Below are 15,343 nucleotides of genomic sequence, written 5' to 3' on the forward strand. Positions count from 1 at the left end.
TCTGCCGTTTCAATGTGCCATGAACACCGGAACAGTCGATTGTTCCAGCATATTGCGTGTCGCGCCGCCCAGGATGGCTTCTCGGAATCGGGAATGCCCATAGGCGCCCATGACGATCATATCTGTTTCGGTATCCGTCGCATGGCGGTTCAGGATGTCCGATACACGCGACATTGTTTTGCTGAGCACGTCGATTTCGCACTTAACTCCGTGGCGCGACAGCATCTGGGATAACAACCCACCGGGGTCCGAACGATCCGGCCCATGCGTTGGTGGGTCGATCACCACGATCCGCACCTGATCGGCCCCGATCAGGAAGGGTAGAGCGCAGCGAATGGCGCGCATGGCTTCGACGCTTTCGTTCCAGCCGACCAAGACAGTACCGGGCTTGTCAAAAGGCGTCGTGTTTTCGGGTATGACCAGAACCGGAGCGTGACCTTCGAACATGGCTGCCTCGACGATAGGCTCTGCTTCGACGCTGCGGTCTTTTCCGTAAGGTTGCGGCAAAATAACAAGGTCCGAGAACCGCGCCCGATGGGCAACGTGGCGACCAATATCGGCAATCTGGGCCACGCCGCTTTCCGCAGACCAGCGTACGCCGGAACTGTTCAGATAGGTCTCTGCATAGTGCAGGGTGTCCTCGGCCTCTGCTTTGGCGCGGGACAGGGTCTCCTGCAGAATCAGCGCGTTGGCGCCAGCATAGTAATAACCGGTCTGACTGCGATCGACCCCCAGGCACAGGGCTTCGGCATGCGCATCCTGGGCTGTGGCCAGGGCTGCCATCTGTGCCAGTGCCGGGGCCGATTGTTCCGTTTCCGTTAGAACTGTGAGAAGGGACTTATACGCCATCTTGACCTCTTGCCTCCAGGGCCGTTCCGTCCGCGACATTCCGGCCAAATCATTTCTGTAGCCTTGTCATAATATTCGCTATTCTGTCTTGATACAGATCAAAGCAGTTTGGGCTGTCCTCGGACAAAACAACGACCAGTCAAATGGGTTCCGCGACAAAAAAGAATCGCGCGGAGCATGGCAAAGGGACGCAATATGTCAAATTACATCAAGCTGATCGTGCTTGGTCTGATCGTGCTGTTTGCAGCGATCGGGACCAATTATGCACGCGATTTGGCGTATCAGGTGCATGCAATTCTGGTGATGTTGATCGCCGCGGGATTGTTCATCTGGACGCTTAGAAACACGGATGAGCCAGATATCCTCATAGATCGTTCAGGCGAGTACATGGACGATGTGGTCCGTTACGGCGTAATCGCGACGGCCTTTTGGGGCGTGGTTGGTTTTCTTGCCGGGACATTCATCGCCTTTCAGCTGGCCTATCCGGTGCTGAACTTTGAATGGGCACAAGGATATCTGAATTTTGGCCGATTGCGTCCGCTGCATACATCGGCGGTTATCTTTGCCTTTGGCGGCAACGCACTAATCGCAACGTCCTTCTACGTCGTCCAGCGGACCAGCGCCGCGCGCCTGTGGGGCGGCAATCTGGCATGGTTCGTTTTCTGGGGCTATCAGCTGTTCATTGTACTGGCTGCGACCGGGTATGTGCTGGGCGGAACCCAGTCCAAGGAATACGCCGAGCCGGAGTGGTATGTCGATCTGTGGCTGACCATCGTCTGGGTGGCCTATCTTGCCGTGTTCCTGGGAACAATCGTCAGGCGGAAAGAGCCTCATATCTATGTGGCGAACTGGTTCTACCTGGCCTTTATCGTTACCGTCGCCATGCTGCATCTGGTCAACAACATGACTATCCCTGTCAGCATCTGGGGTTCGAAATCTGTCATCGTCTGGTCAGGCGTTCAGGACGCAATGATCCAGTGGTGGTACGGCCACAATGCTGTGGGCTTTTTCCTGACTGCCGGTTTCCTGGGCATGATGTACTATTTCATCCCGAAACAGGCCGAACGTCCGGTGTTCAGTTACAAGCTGTCGATCATCCACTTCTGGGCGCTGATCTTCCTGTATATCTGGGCTGGTCCGCACCATTTGCACTATACAGCGCTGCCCGACTGGGCCTCGACACTGGGCATGGTGTTCTCGATCGTGCTGTGGATGCCGTCCTGGGGTGGCATGATCAACGGCCTGATGACCCTATCGGGTGCGTGGGACAAGCTGCGTACGGACCCGGTGATCCGGATGATGGTGATTTCGGTCGGCTTCTATGGCATGTCCACTTTTGAGGGCCCGATGATGTCGATCCGAGCGGTTAACTCTTTGAGCCACTATACCGACTGGACCATTGGTCACGTGCATTCGGGTGCGCTGGGTTGGAACGGCATGATCACCTTTGGTGCGCTGTACTTCCTGGTTCCTGTCTTGTGGAAGCGTGAGCGTCTGTATTCGTTGCAAATGGTCAGCTGGCACTTCTGGCTCGCCACTATCGGCATCGTGCTCTACGCCGCGTCGATGTGGGTGACAGGTATCATGGAAGGCCTGATGTGGCGCGAAGTGGATGCCAACGGTTTCCTTGTGAACTCGTTCGCCGACACCGTGGCTGCCAAGTTCCCGATGTATGTGGTGCGAGCTCTGGGTGGGGTCATGTTCCTCGCTGGGGCGCTGATCATGTGCTACAACCTGTGGATGACTGTGCGGAAAGCGCCGGCCAAAGAGGCCAGCCTGACCGTCGCGGTCCCGGCTGAATAAGGAGGGCCGGAGCAATGGCAATTCTCGACAAACATAAGATCCTCGAGACCAACGCGACCCTCCTGCTGATCTTCAGCTTTCTGGTCGTGACCATCGGTGGCATCGTGCAGATCACCCCGCTGTTCTATCTTGAGAACACCATCGAAAAGGTGGAGGGCATGCGCCCTTACACCCCCTTGGAAATGGCGGGCCGTGACATCTATATCCGCGAAGGCTGCTATGTCTGCCACAGTCAGATGATCCGCCCGATGCGGGATGAGGTCGAGCGCTATGGCCACTACTCGCTGGCGGCTGAATCAATGTATGATCATCCGTTCCAGTGGGGGTCCAAACGCACCGGCCCTGATCTGGCCCGTGTCGGTGGTCGTTATTCTGACCAGTGGCATGTGGATCACCTGCGCAACCCGCAGTCGGTGGTGCCTGAATCTGTAATGCCGAAATACGGCTTCCTCGAGCATCGCAAGATTGACGGTAAGTACATCGGTGATGTCATGAAGGCGAATGCGCTGGTAGGCACGCCCTATACCGAAGAGATGCTGGAGAACGCCGTGGCGGATTTCCGGGCGCAGGCCGATCCCGACAGTGACTATGACGGCCTGCTGGAACGCTATGGTGACAAGGTCAGCGTGCGGAACTTCGATGGTCAGCCCGAGCTGACTGAAGCGGATGCGATGGTCGCTTATCTGCAGATGCTGGGAACGCTGGTCGATTTCTCGACCTTCACCCCAGACGCGAACCGGTAAAGGAGGGTGTGATGGAAGAATATACACTCTTACGGCAATTCGCGGATAGCTGGATGTTGCTGCTGCTCTTTGTTTTCTTTGTTGGGATCATAATCTGGGTTTTTCGCCCGGGTTCCAGCAAGGAATACAAGGACACCGCGAATATCCCGTTTCGGCATGATGATGCACCAGCGCCCCTGCGGGGCGACGACAATCCCGCCACATCCAAGGAGGCGCGGCAATGAGCAAGACACCTGAAAAACAGCCGGGTGATCCGAGTACAACCGGCCACAGCTGGGATGGTATCGAAGAATTCGAAAACCCGATGCCGCGCTGGTGGTTGTGGACATTCTACGCCACCATCTTCTGGGCGGTAATCTATACGATCATGTATCCCGCATGGCCCTTGGTTCAATCCGCCACTGCTGGCGTTTTGGGCTGGTCCTCTCGCGCTCTGGTACAAGAAGAGATGATTGCGTTTGAGGAGGCGAATGCCCCTTGGAACGCCAAGCTTGTGGAAACATCGCTTGAAGATATCTCGGCAGATCCCGAACTGCAGCAATACGCGGCGAATGCCGGGGGCGCGGTGTTCCGTACCTGGTGTGCGCAATGCCACGGCTCAGGCGCGCAGGGTGCACCAGGATTCCCGAACCTGCTGGATGACGCCTGGCTGTGGGGTGGTTCGCTTGAGGATATCGAGACCACAATCGCCTATGGCATTCGCAACGAGGAAAGCGACGATGCGCGCTATTCCGAAATGCCTGCATTTGGCGAAATCCTGGAACATGACGAGATCACCCAAGTGGTTCAATACGTGATGTCCCTGACCAATGCGCAGACTGATGACGTAGCTGCGCAGGCAGGCAAGGTTGTCTTCGAAGATAACTGTTCGTCCTGTCATGGCGAGGATGGCACTGGTGACGTCTTTCAGGGCGCACCCAACCTGACCGATGCGATCTGGCTCTATGGTGGCGACGCAGAGGCATTGACTGAGACCGTGACCAATAGCCGTTTCGGTGTAATGCCTGCTTGGGAAAACCGCCTTACCGACGCGCAGATCCGCGCTGTGACGGCCTATGTCCACCAGTTGGGTGGCGGTCAGTAAGGCCAAAAGAATACCTTCGGACGGTTCGCCGCCCGAAGGTTAAGGCACCGGCTGTTCTCTCTGTTCGCGCGTTTCCTGAACAGCCGGTGCTACTATTATCAGACTACAGGCCCCCATTGGTGCAGTCCAGATGCGCCTTTTCGCGCGGGCCAGACTTTTCAATCCACCAGTGATGGTCCGGCAGCCAGCTGCTGCGCGCAAGGTCGCGGCTATCTGTGCCAGTGCCTTTGCCGTTAGCCTCTGTTTTGGTGGCTACCATGAAACTTCGTGCCAGTATCGCAAGCATCTGATCCCTCCTGGATTGTGTTGCCGCTGTTATCAGGATTGATCTTTAGCCTGATAAATGCGACTCAATTACCATTCCAACATGTAAGTAGGGCTTACAGATGAACTGGATGGATATGCCGCCGCTTGCGGCTTTGCGCGCCTTTTCTGCCTTTGCTGAGACTGGAAATGTTGTTCAGGCAGGGGCGTCGCTGAATGTCAGTCACGCAGCGATCAGCCAGCAACTGCGTGCGCTTGAAAAACACCTGGATCTGGCCCTTCTGGACCGATCCGGTAAATCCATGACCCTGACGGCCGAGGGCAAGGTTCTGGCGCGTGCCCTGCATTTGGGATTTGGGGCCATAGGTGCGGCGGTCACTGACCTGAAGCGTGCAACCGAGGATCGCCCGGTCCACGTATCGCTGACGGCCTCTTTCGCAGCTTCGTGGCTTATGCCACGCTTGCCCGCATTTCAGGCCGAGCATCCAGGCATTCACCTTGCGCTGGACCCCTCGCCCCGGTTGGTCGATCTGCGCCCGGGCGGCGTGGATCTGGCGATCAGATATGGGGCAGGGGATTGGCCCGATGTGACGGCCGAACTGCTGTTGCAAAGTCCGATCGTGATTGTCGCCGCGCCATCCCTGTTGACTGGGCGGGCACCTGTGACACCCAAAGCACTCAGCCATCTGCCCTGGCTTGAGGAGTTCGGCACAACGGAGGCAACGCAATGGCTGGCCCGTCACGGCGTGGACCACAGCCCCGGCGCTGGCCGCATCGCCTTGCCGGGAAACCTGCTGCTTGAGGGAGTGCGCGCCGGGCAGGGTGTGACGGCCACCGTGCGGCATTTTGTCGAAGCGGATATCATTGCGGGTCGATTGGTTGAACTGTTCCGCGAACCCGACGGGCGCGGATACCATATTGTCACTGGTAATATGCCGCTTCGTCCTGGGGTGAAGATATTTATCAGGTGGCTCAGGCGGCAAGCTGGTAAGATGTGACAAAAGGTGTCTTTACGATGCGCTTTTGACCCATGTCAAAGTGGCTGCCCGTATGATCTGGAAGAAGACGCCGTAGAACAGCTACATCTGGAGCCAGCCCGTGAGCGATTCCGACCCCGCCCCCAGCCTATACGCAGCGCGCGAACCGATCTTTCCCCGCCGCGTGTCCGGCCCGTTTCGCAACCTGAAATGGTTCATCATGGCGGTCACGCTGGGGATCTACTATGTCACACCCTGGATCAGATGGGATCGCGGTCCCAGCCTTCCGGACCAGGCGGTGCTGCTGGATCTGGCCAACCGGCGCTTTTACTTTTTCTGGATCGAGATCTGGCCGCACGAGTTCTATTTCGTGGCCGGGTTGCTGATCATGGCCGGTCTGGGCCTGTTTCTGTTTACATCGGCGCTGGGGCGCGTGTGGTGCGGCTATGCCTGCCCGCAGACCGTCTGGACTGATTTGTATATCTTGGTCGAGCGCTGGATCGAAGGTGATCGAAACGCCCGTCTGCGCCTGCATCGTCAGAAAAAGATGGATTTCCACAAAGCAAGGCTGCGCGTCACCAAATGGGTCGCCTGGCTGTTTATTGGTCTGGCAACGGGTGGTGCCTGGGTGTTCTATTTCGCGGATGCGCCAACGCTTGTCCGTGATCTAGTGACCGGAAATGCACATCCGGTCGCCTATACAACCATATTGATCCTGACGGGGACGACCTTTTTGTTCGGTGGGTTCGCACGTGAGCAGATCTGTATTTACGCCTGTCCCTGGCCGCGCATTCAGGCCGCGATGATGGACGAGGATACTCTGGTGGTTGGGTATCGCGAATGGCGCGGTGAACCGCGCGGCAAAGGCAAGCGGACCGCGGATTCCGATCTTGGGGACTGCATTGATTGCATGGCCTGTGTGAATGTCTGCCCTGTCGGTATCGACATCCGCGACGGTCAGCAGCTTGAATGTATCACTTGTGCGCTGTGCATCGACGCCTGCGATGACATGATGGCCAAAATTGGCAAGCCGCGTGGCCTGATCGACTACATGGCGTTGAGCGACGAATCGAGTGAACGCGCCGGTCATCCGCCCAAGAATGTCTGGAAACACATCCTGCGGCCTCGGACCATCATGTATACGGGTATGTGGTCTGCGGTTGGCTTCGCGCTTTTGTTCGCCCTGTTCATCCGGTCTGACATTGATCTGACCGTAGCGCCGGTGCGAAACCCGACATTTGTAACCCTTTCTGACGGCACTATTCGTAACACTTATGATGTACGACTGCGGAACAAACATGGCGAGGACCGCCCATTCCAACTGACCCTGTCCGGTGATCCGGCCCTGAAGATACAGATCGAGGGGGTTGAAGGTGAGACTGTCAATGTGACGGCGGATACGGCACAGTTGACCCGTGTTTACATCGTCGCATCGGGCGACACCGGGCCAGCAACTTTGGATACGACGCCGGTCCGCATCTGGGTCGAAGACCTGCAGAGCGGTGAGCGCGCCTATAAGGACACCACGTTTAACGGACGAGGGAACTGAACATGGCTGAACGTAAATTCACCGGCAAACATGCGCTGGTTGTATTCGTAGCATCCTTTGGCGTGATCATCACGGTGAACCTGGTTCTGGCCTATAGCGCGGTGAAGACCTTTCCGGGGCTCGAGGTCAAGAATTCCTACGTCGCCAGCCAGGAATTCAACGAACGCCTGAAGGAACACCAGGCGCTGGGCTGGTTTATCCGCGCCGAGATTTCGGGCGGCTTGCTGATCCTGCATATAACCGATCAGACGGGCGCACCGGTCAAGGTGGCTGACCTGCAGGCCGTTGTGGGCCGCGCGACCCATGTCAAAGATGATTTTGCTCCTGATTTCACATTCGACGGGACTGCATATGCGACTCCGGCATCGCTGGGTCCGGGCAACTGGAACATTCGGCTGGTTGCCAAAGATCACAGCGGGGCCGAGTTTGCACAGCGCGTGCCGCTTTATGTGAAAGGCTAGGGGATGTCTGCGCAGATGTCCTCTGGCACCGCAGCTTGCCCCGGCTGTATCGCCGCCCCGGCAGAGCCCGCAAGGCCGATCCCGCAGGATGTGCAGATCGCGCTGTCATTACCGGGAATTCACTGCTCGGCCTGTATTGCCACGGTCGAGCGTGAATTGAATGCCCAGCCCGGGGTCGAGGACGCGCGCGTGAACCTGACCTTGAAACGTGCGATGGTCAAAGCCGCGCCCGATCTGCGGGCCGCCGATCTGATCCCGGTGCTTGAACGCGTAGGCTTTGAGGCGCACGAGCTGGACCCTGGATCCCTGTCTGCCACGCAGTCCGGCAAGGCTGGTCGCGACCTGTTGATGCGGTTGGCGGTGGCTGGTTTTGCCTCGATGAATGTAATGTTGCTGTCTGTCTCTGTCTGGTCAGGGGCAACCGATGCAACGCGCGACATGTTCCACTGGATTTCGGCAGCGATTGCTTTGCCTGCGATCGCGTTTTCGGCGCAGCCCTTCTTTGCCAATGCTTGGAGCGCCCTGCGCGTCGGTCGCCTGAATATGGATGTGCCGATCGTGTTGGCAATCCTGTTGGCATTGGCCACATCGCTGTGGGAAACCGCGCTGAGTGGTGAGCACGCCTATTTTGACGCCGCCCTGACCCTGACGTTCTTTCTGCTGGCCGGTCGCTATCTGGATTACCGTACCCGCGCCGCCGCCCGATCCGCAGCCGAGGAGTTGACTGCGTTGGAAGTTCCGCGCGCGATCAGGCTGGCCGATGGTCAAGAAGTTGAGGTGCCCGTCGCAACGCTGAGCGTGGGTGATCTGATCCTGGTACGTCCCGGAGGCCGAATGCCGGTGGATGGCGAAATCGTTTCCGGGCAATCCGAGCTCGACCGATCGCTGCTGACGGGTGAAACCTTGCCGGTATTTGCGGAAACCGGTCTGACGGTCAGTGCTGGTGAGGTAAATCTAACGGGTCCATTGACCGTACGGGCGACAGCCGTGGGTGAGGATACCTCGTTGCACCGCATGGCCGATCTTGTGGCCATCGCGGAATCTGGGCGGTCGCGTTATACTTCGCTGGCGGATAAGGCAGCCAAGCTTTATGCACCGGGCGTGCATATCCTGTCGGCGCTGAGCTTTCTGGGCTGGTATATCTATTCCGGCGATATCCGCACCGCGCTGAATATCGCAGCAGCGGTGCTGATCATCACCTGCCCCTGTGCGCTGGGTCTGGCCGTACCGGCGGTGACGACTGCGGCCTCGGGCCGGTTGTTCCGCAAGGGGATGCTGATCAAACACGCCACAGCGCTGGAACGCCTCGCCGAGGTGGATACGGTTGTGTTCGACAAGACGGGAACACTGACCTCGGGAACGCCGGAGCTGACCAATCTTGCGGATCATGCGCCCGGCGATCTGGAAATTGCACTGGCACTGGCCGAGGCCTCGTCGCACCCGCTCTCTGTTGCGCTGGCGCAGGCTGCCCGTCAAGCGGGGGTCACGCCTGCAAATGTAGAGGGGATCTCTGAAGTTCCGGGGTACGGCACCGAAGGCATCTTTCAGGACCATCCCGTGCGTCTGGGACGCGCCGAATGGACCGGTGGGCAAGAGGCTGAACAAACTGCGGCCTGGCTGTCGTTAGCAGGGCGGGCGCCTTCAGTGTTCTTGTTCTCGGACACATTGCGCGCCGGTGCGGCTGAGGCGGTTCAGGCGTTTCGCGATGAGGGGAAAAAGGTCATTTTGATCTCGGGCGATACGCAAGGCGCGGTTGAGGCGCTGGCCGGTAAGCTGGGGATTGAGACATGGATTGCGCAGGCCCTGCCGCAGGACAAGGCAACCCATGTGCAAAGCCTGCGGGATCAAGGCTGCCACGTCCTGATGGTTGGTGACGGGCTGAACGACACGGCGGCGCTGGCCGCGGCGCATGTGTCGATTTCACCGGCCTCGGCGCTAGATGCTGCGCGCGTGGCATCCGATATCGTGCTGTTGGGTAACGACCTGTCGCCGATTGCGGGTGCCTGCGATACCGCGGTTAAGGCAACGAAACGGATTCGCGAGAACTTCCGTATTGCAACCATCTATAATATCATTGCAGTGCCACTGGCGGTTGCGGGCCTAGCCACGCCGCTGATCGCGGCATTGGCAATGTCGACCTCGTCCATTACCGTTTCTCTGAACGCGCTGCGGCTAAGGTGATCTGAATGGAAGTTCTGGCCTATCTCATACCGATTTCCCTGCTTTTGGGAGGGGTTGGCCTGTTTGCGTTCATCTATACCGTTCGGTCGAACCAGTATGACGACCCTGAAGGCGATGCGCGCCGCATTCTAAGCGACGAATGGGACGATAAGCCCAAGCCCTGACGGCCCCCTTGAAATTGCCTCAATGCCCGGTTATGTCCGGCCCATCCGCTAGCAGAGAGAACAAAGCCAAATGGCAACTATGAATCCGATCCAGTTTATTCAGCAGGTCCGTGCCGAGGTTTCAAAGGTCGTCTGGCCAACCCGCCGCGAGGTGTTGCTGACCACGGTCATGGTGTTCATCATGGCAGCACTGACGGCTGTGTTCTTTGCGCTGGTCGATCTTGGTATTCGTGGTGGCCTGCAGCTGATTCTGGGCATGTTCGGTTAAACCGGGCCGGGCAGGTCGGAAACGTCGCTGCCCCCTTGCACAGCTTGCGATGTCAGAGTAGGTGACGCGGTACTATTCGGAATGGGCGTGCGGCGATTCGGGCTGTGCGCCGCTTTTTATTCCGGGTGACGCGACAGATTTTCAATAACGGCTTTTCCGGTAGATGGAATACAGCCGAAGGCAAACAAGGACGACAGGTTCATGGCGAAACGGTGGTACTCGGTCAGCGTTCTTTCGAATTTCGAAAAGAAGATCGCAGAGCAGATCCGCACGTCGGTGGCCGAGCAGGGCCTTGAGGATGACATTGACGAAGTTCTGGTGCCCACCGAAGAGGTGATCGAAGTGCGCCGGGGCAAGAAAGTCACAACCGAACGTCGCTTTATGCCGGGTTACGTGCTGGTGCATATGGAAATGTCGGATCAAGGGTATCACCTGGTCAACTCGATCAACCGGGTCACTGGTTTTCTGGGTCCGCAAGGCCGCCCGATGCCGATGCGCGATGCCGAGGTGAACCAGATCCTCAACCGTGTCCAGGAGGGTGAAGAAGCGCCCAAGCTGATGATCTCGTTCGAAATTGGCGAGAAGGTCAAGGTGAATGACGGTCCGTTCGAAGATTTCGACGGCATGGTCGAAGGTGTGGATGACGATAACCAGAAGCTGAAGGTCTCGGTCTCGATCTTTGGCCGGGAAACCCCGGTCGAGCTGGACTTCACTCAGGTCACCAAGCAAAGCTAATTTCCAATTAGCGAAATTTGACAACGCCGCGTTGCCCTGGGCACTGCGGCGTTTCTTGTTTTGGAGCCTTCAGCCCGTTATCAGACCTGGGCAAATCAGGGCGGAACTGATCTGTCGAAATCGGGATAATCTTTGTCGTAACCAATCGGGATGGAACCCGGCCGCCTGGCATATTTGGACAACCATGCAAGGCAAGTGGGCAGGTAGATGAAATTCATACATATCACAGATATCCACCTTGTTGACCAAGACGGGCACCTGAATGGTGGCGTTCCTTCGACCCAATTTTCCCGTTGCCTTGGGGATATCGCCAAATGGCATTCGGATGCAGCGTTTTGCGTGATATCTGGCGACCTGGCCGAGTTTGGAAGGGCTGAAGCCTATCAGGTGCTCAAGTCACATCTGGACGGTTTCCAGCTTCCTTGTCACCTGATGATCGGCAACCATGATGATCGTAACGTTTTCAGAACGGTCTTTACGGATGACCCTGTGGATTCAAATGGCTTTGTTCAGCACAGCATCGAGACCGGCGCGGGAAAGTTTATCTTTCTGGATACGACAAAAGACGGTGCGGATATGCATGAAGGCCAGCTGTGCACCTTGCGCTTGAATTGGCTGAAAGAACAGCTGATCTCGGCGGGGGATAAGCCCTGCTATTTGTTCATGCACCACCCGCCTTTTGACATCGGCATTCCCTATGTGGACGACATCCGCCTGGTCGAAGCCGAAGTGTTTTTTGAAACACTCGGTCACGGGCGTAACATTCGCCACGTCTTCTATGGGCATGTCCATCGCATGACCTATGTGAACTGGCGTGGCATCCCGTTCACCAGCCTGCCCAGCCTCAATCACCAAATCCCTCTGACTGCCGACAGTGTTGACGGGGAATTCTGTGATGAACCGCCAGCCTATGGAGTTGTGCAGATTGCGGACGACCAGATGACTGTGCACTATAACACCTTTCTGCAGCGCAATCCGCTTCATCAGACCTGAGATATGGAACTTGGCCTGATTGTTCTGGTTCTGATTTCGGCGGCGACACATCCGCTGCGGGATCTGTTGTTGAAAGACACGGCGCATCCGGTGTCCTGTTATGTCGGTGTAGCGCTGACCTGGGTCATTCTTGCGGCGCTTCACGCTCGACTGGTCGGCCAACCCCTGACCGTCAGCCGCGAGGTCTGGCCTCTGGTGCTGGTTTCTTCCCTAGGGTTGAGTTTTTATTACTATGGCACGCTTTCGGCCCTGCGCCGGGGCAACCTTTCGGTGTATTATCCGATCATCCGGTCCTCGCCGATTGCCATCGTTGCCTTTAGCTGGCTTGCGCTGGATCAACAGTATTCGTGGCTCATCCTTGTGGGGATTTCGCTGGTCCTGATGGGCAGCCTGATGATCCAGAAATCGCCGGGCGGATTGCTGCATGATCACAAGGCTTTTGCGCTGGCTGTCATGGCGATGCTGGGCTCGGCCGCCTATTCGCTGAGCGACGCAAACGCTATGCAAAAAACAACGCCCGCGCCTTTCCTGTTCTACTGCTATATCCTGGTGACATCGACCCTTGCCGGCATTCGGGCCTGGGAAGATCGCCATATGTCGACCCCATTTCTAGGCGTGGTACGAGGCTGGACACTCGCCCCGTGGCGGATCGTATTCGCGGGGGTTGCGTCCTATCTATCTTATCTTTTTATCCTGAAAGCTTTCCAGTTAGGCGCCGAGGCCGCACCTGTCAGCGCGGTCCGGCAGGCCTCGATTCCGGTATCCGTAGTCCTTGCCGCGCTCGTCCTGAAAGAGCCGCGCTTTCTCCACCGCATCGGCTGGGCCAGCCTGATCGCGCTTGGGATATTGGCAATCACACAGTCCTGATTAGCCTTTGCGCGACAACTGGCAAGCAAGGCAGAGGTGCATCAGGTTTTCTACATCACTCGGCGAGGTGGCGAAGCGCCCAAGCTGATGATCTCATTCGAAATCGGCGAGAAGGTAACGGCCTACTCTGGTCCATTCGTGGATTTCGACGGGATGGTCGAGGGCGTGGATGACCAGAAGCAGCAGGCAAAATTTATTCGGTGGATTTTGAGGGGCCGCATTGCCCTAGCCAGTGCGGCATCTTGGCTGGCTGAACGTTTACATTGATGATCTGGGTTGGTACATAACTGCCCTATTGATTTGACCGAATGTTTTTTCCGAAAAGTGACCACAAGGCGTTTTTCATGCGTGCGTTCATCTATTTTGTTTTCTTGATTTTGGCTGCGTGTACCGCTGATGTTTTGTCACCCGAAGTGTTGTCCTCGAAAGTAGCGCGCGCATCGTCCGCAGAGCTGTGTTCCGCGTATCGGCTCCCAAGTACGACATTGCGGGGGAAACTGATGATCGAAGCAGAGCTGGCTGCTCGAAAAGTAAACCAATGTGGTAATAGCAATTATGGTCAGTACAGCCTGTCTACAGCTGGGACCAAATCCTACGAGCGACCGTTTTCATCCGAGGCAGCAGGGGTTGACTATGATTGTGATGACTTTCCGAATGGCGCAGCAGCGCAAAGGTTCTTCTTAGCCTCTGGTGGACCTGTATCTGATCCACATAATTTGGATCTTGATGGCGATGGTCTCGCGTGTGAGTGGGGTGCTCAGATCAGGAAAGTATCTTCGTACCGCCGACCGGTTGCCAGCGTTAGGCGCGTGACCTCACGATGCTACACGGGTCCAAGAGGCGGAACCTACACAATCACGGCGAGTGGAAACAAGAACTATGGCGGCTGCTAAGTTGCTCTGATAGCCCGCAAGGTTGTGCATGTGGCGGGTGCAATCTCATTGGGCGATGACAGATGCTGTTTTGCTGTTGCTTAGCTTTGGAGCGAGGGTCGGTTTGGGTTCGATGTGGCTGCTTCAGGCCGTGATTCAAACCCTTGCCAATACTTCCGTTCCCCTGTACATGCCGCCTCTATCGTCTTTGGGCGAGATTCTCTCGTGGGAGATTACCGGGATCGCGATCCCGGATCGGACCACGCAACATAAACCGGGTGGAACGCGTTTCACCTACGTTGAAAGGAAAACCAAATGGCCAAGAAGCTTGCTGGTACAATGAAACTGCAGGTTCCTGCAGGTCAGGCGAACCCCTCGCCGCCAGTTGGTCCGGCGCTGGGTCAGCGCGGCATCAACATCATGGAATTCTGCAAGGCGTTCAACGCCAAGACCGCAGACATGGAGCAAGGCGCGCCTTGCCCGACCGTGATCACCTATTATCAGGACAAGTCCTTCACCATGGACATCAAGACGCCACCAGCGTCTTATTACCTGAAGAAAGCAGCTGGCCTGAAGCCGGTTGGCAAGCGTAATCGCCCCCGTGGTGCGGAAAACCCAGGTCGTGAGACCGTGGCATCCGTGACCTCGAAGCAGGTTCGCGAAATCGCCGAAGCCAAAATGAAAGATCTGAACGCCAACGACGTCGAAGGCGCAATGCAGATCATCCTGGGCTCGGCCCGCTCTATGGGCATCGAGGTGAAGTAAGATGGCAAAACTCGGTAAACGTACCCGCGCTGCGCGCGAAGCTGTCGCTGGCAAGGAAAACCTGTCGGTCGAAGAAGCAGTTGCCCTGGTCAAGGCCAACGCAACTTCGAAATTCGATGAGACCATCGAAATCGCTCTGAACCTTGGCGTTGACACTCGTCACGCGGACCAGATGGTTCGTGGCGTTGTTGGCCTGCCGAATGGCACCGGCAAGACGATGCGCGTTGCTGTATTCGCTCGTGGCCCCAAGGCTGACGAAGCGAAAGAAGCAGGCGCGGATATCATTGGTGCAGAAGACCTGATGGAAACCATTCAGGGCGGCACCATTGAATTCGATCGTTGCATAGCAACCCCGGACATGATGCCCATCGTTGGTCGTCTTGGAAAAGTTCTGGGCCCCCGCAACCTGATGCCGAACCCCAAGGTTGGCACTGTGACCATGGACGTGAAAGCGGCCGTAGAAGCAGCCAAAGGCGGCGAAGTTCAGTTCAAAGCTGAAAAAGGCGGCGTTGTGCATGCAGGCGTTGGCAAAGCGTCCTTCGACGAAGCCAAACTGGCAGAAAACGTTCGTGCATTTGTGACCGCTGTTGCCAAAGCCAAGCCAACAGGCGCCAAAGGCACTTACATGAAGAAAATCGCGCTGAGCTCGACCATGGGCCCAGGCGTGACTCTGGATGTGGCTGCTGCTGCGGGCGAATAAGTCCCTAGCTTACAGCTAAAATGATTGGACCCGAACGGTGAAGGCTGTTCGGGTCTTTCTTTTTCAGC

General features: G+C 57.0%; 18 protein-coding genes. 16 read left to right on the forward strand and 2 right to left on the reverse strand.

What is annotated here, in order from left to right:
* Positions 1 to 9: 9 nt before the first annotated feature.
* Positions 10 to 849: a universal stress protein gene (locus AC2FH0_RS15495; RefSeq protein WP_142636947.1), complete on the reverse strand. Its 840-nt coding sequence runs from the start codon at positions 847 to 849 to the stop codon at positions 10 to 12.
* 195 nt (positions 850 to 1,044) lie between these two features.
* On the opposite strand from AC2FH0_RS15495, the gene ccoN reads away from it, so the two are divergent.
* From ccoN to ccoP, 4 genes are read left to right on the forward strand one after another with little or no spacing between them, the layout of a single operon-like run.
* Positions 1,045 to 2,652, forward strand: a complete 1,608-nt coding sequence (ccoN, locus tag AC2FH0_RS15500; protein WP_142636945.1) for a cytochrome-c oxidase, cbb3-type subunit I — start codon at positions 1,045 to 1,047, stop codon at positions 2,650 to 2,652.
* 14 nt (positions 2,653 to 2,666) lie between these two features.
* Positions 2,667 to 3,395 carry a cytochrome-c oxidase, cbb3-type subunit II gene (gene ccoO, locus AC2FH0_RS15505; RefSeq protein ID WP_142636943.1) on the forward strand — a complete coding sequence of 243 codons (729 nt, stop codon included), beginning with the start codon at positions 2,667 to 2,669 and terminating at the stop codon, positions 3,393 to 3,395.
* A gap of 11 nt (positions 3,396 to 3,406) precedes the next feature.
* Positions 3,407 to 3,619 (forward strand): cbb3-type cytochrome oxidase subunit 3, encoded by a 213-nt coding sequence (locus AC2FH0_RS15510; RefSeq protein WP_142636941.1) that lies wholly within the window; start codon positions 3,407 to 3,409, stop codon positions 3,617 to 3,619.
* On the forward strand, positions 3,616 to 4,479 hold the full coding sequence (ccoP, locus tag AC2FH0_RS15515) for a cytochrome-c oxidase, cbb3-type subunit III (protein WP_142636939.1): 864 nt from the start codon (positions 3,616 to 3,618) through the stop codon (positions 4,477 to 4,479). Before AC2FH0_RS15510 ends, ccoP begins: the two co-directional genes overlap by 4 nt.
* A gap of 103 nt (positions 4,480 to 4,582) precedes the next feature.
* Here ccoP and AC2FH0_RS15520 read toward each other — a convergent pair whose 3' ends face one another.
* Complete coding sequence (locus AC2FH0_RS15520; RefSeq protein WP_281973103.1) at positions 4,583 to 4,765, reverse strand: hypothetical protein; 183 nt, start codon at positions 4,763 to 4,765, stop codon at positions 4,583 to 4,585.
* Between the two features lie 100 nt (positions 4,766 to 4,865).
* Between AC2FH0_RS15520 and AC2FH0_RS15525 the strand changes: the two genes are divergently transcribed.
* From AC2FH0_RS15525 to rplA, 12 genes are all read left to right on the forward strand, one after another.
* Positions 4,866 to 5,741: a LysR family transcriptional regulator gene (locus AC2FH0_RS15525; protein WP_496789753.1), complete on the forward strand. Its 876-nt coding sequence runs from the start codon at positions 4,866 to 4,868 to the stop codon at positions 5,739 to 5,741.
* Between the two features lie 100 nt (positions 5,742 to 5,841).
* Positions 5,842 to 7,269, forward strand: coding sequence for a cytochrome c oxidase accessory protein CcoG (gene ccoG / locus AC2FH0_RS15530; RefSeq protein ID WP_281973105.1), 1,428 nt, complete (start codon positions 5,842 to 5,844; stop codon positions 7,267 to 7,269).
* A gap of 2 nt (positions 7,270 to 7,271) precedes the next feature.
* Positions 7,272 to 7,730, forward strand: a complete 459-nt coding sequence (locus AC2FH0_RS15535; RefSeq protein ID WP_496692473.1) for a FixH family protein — start codon at positions 7,272 to 7,274, stop codon at positions 7,728 to 7,730.
* Positions 7,731 to 7,733: 3 nt separating this feature from the next.
* Complete coding sequence (locus AC2FH0_RS15540) at positions 7,734 to 9,911, forward strand: heavy metal translocating P-type ATPase (protein WP_496789754.1); 2,178 nt, start codon at positions 7,734 to 7,736, stop codon at positions 9,909 to 9,911.
* Between the two features lie 5 nt (positions 9,912 to 9,916).
* Positions 9,917 to 10,075 (forward strand): cbb3-type cytochrome oxidase assembly protein CcoS, encoded by a 159-nt coding sequence (ccoS, locus tag AC2FH0_RS15545; RefSeq protein WP_142636927.1) that lies wholly within the window; start codon positions 9,917 to 9,919, stop codon positions 10,073 to 10,075.
* A 70-nt stretch (positions 10,076 to 10,145) separates the two neighbouring features.
* Positions 10,146 to 10,343: a preprotein translocase subunit SecE gene (secE, locus tag AC2FH0_RS15550; protein WP_142636925.1), complete on the forward strand. Its 198-nt coding sequence runs from the start codon at positions 10,146 to 10,148 to the stop codon at positions 10,341 to 10,343.
* A gap of 201 nt (positions 10,344 to 10,544) precedes the next feature.
* Entirely contained in the window at positions 10,545 to 11,078 is a 534-nt protein-coding gene (gene nusG, locus AC2FH0_RS15555) for a transcription termination/antitermination protein NusG (protein ID WP_142637254.1), read from the forward strand.
* Positions 11,079 to 11,285: 207 nt separating this feature from the next.
* Positions 11,286 to 12,071 (forward strand): phosphodiesterase, encoded by a 786-nt coding sequence (locus AC2FH0_RS15560; RefSeq protein ID WP_496789756.1) that lies wholly within the window; start codon positions 11,286 to 11,288, stop codon positions 12,069 to 12,071.
* 3 nt (positions 12,072 to 12,074) lie between these two features.
* On the forward strand, positions 12,075 to 12,938 hold the full coding sequence (locus tag AC2FH0_RS15565; protein ID WP_496697689.1) for an EamA family transporter: 864 nt from the start codon (positions 12,075 to 12,077) through the stop codon (positions 12,936 to 12,938).
* Positions 12,939 to 12,974: 36 nt separating this feature from the next.
* Positions 12,975 to 13,205 (forward strand): hypothetical protein, encoded by a 231-nt coding sequence (locus AC2FH0_RS15570; protein WP_496697691.1) that lies wholly within the window; start codon positions 12,975 to 12,977, stop codon positions 13,203 to 13,205.
* Between the two features lie 920 nt (positions 13,206 to 14,125).
* Positions 14,126 to 14,575: a 50S ribosomal protein L11 gene (rplK, locus tag AC2FH0_RS15575; protein WP_085823307.1), complete on the forward strand. Its 450-nt coding sequence runs from the start codon at positions 14,126 to 14,128 to the stop codon at positions 14,573 to 14,575.
* Between the two features lies 1 nt (position 14,576).
* Complete coding sequence (gene rplA, locus AC2FH0_RS15580) at positions 14,577 to 15,275, forward strand: 50S ribosomal protein L1 (protein WP_142636917.1); 699 nt, start codon at positions 14,577 to 14,579, stop codon at positions 15,273 to 15,275.
* The last annotated feature ends 68 nt before the right edge of the window (positions 15,276 to 15,343 follow it).

The sequence above is a fragment of the Ruegeria sp. CDSC051 genome (assembly GCF_059610665.1).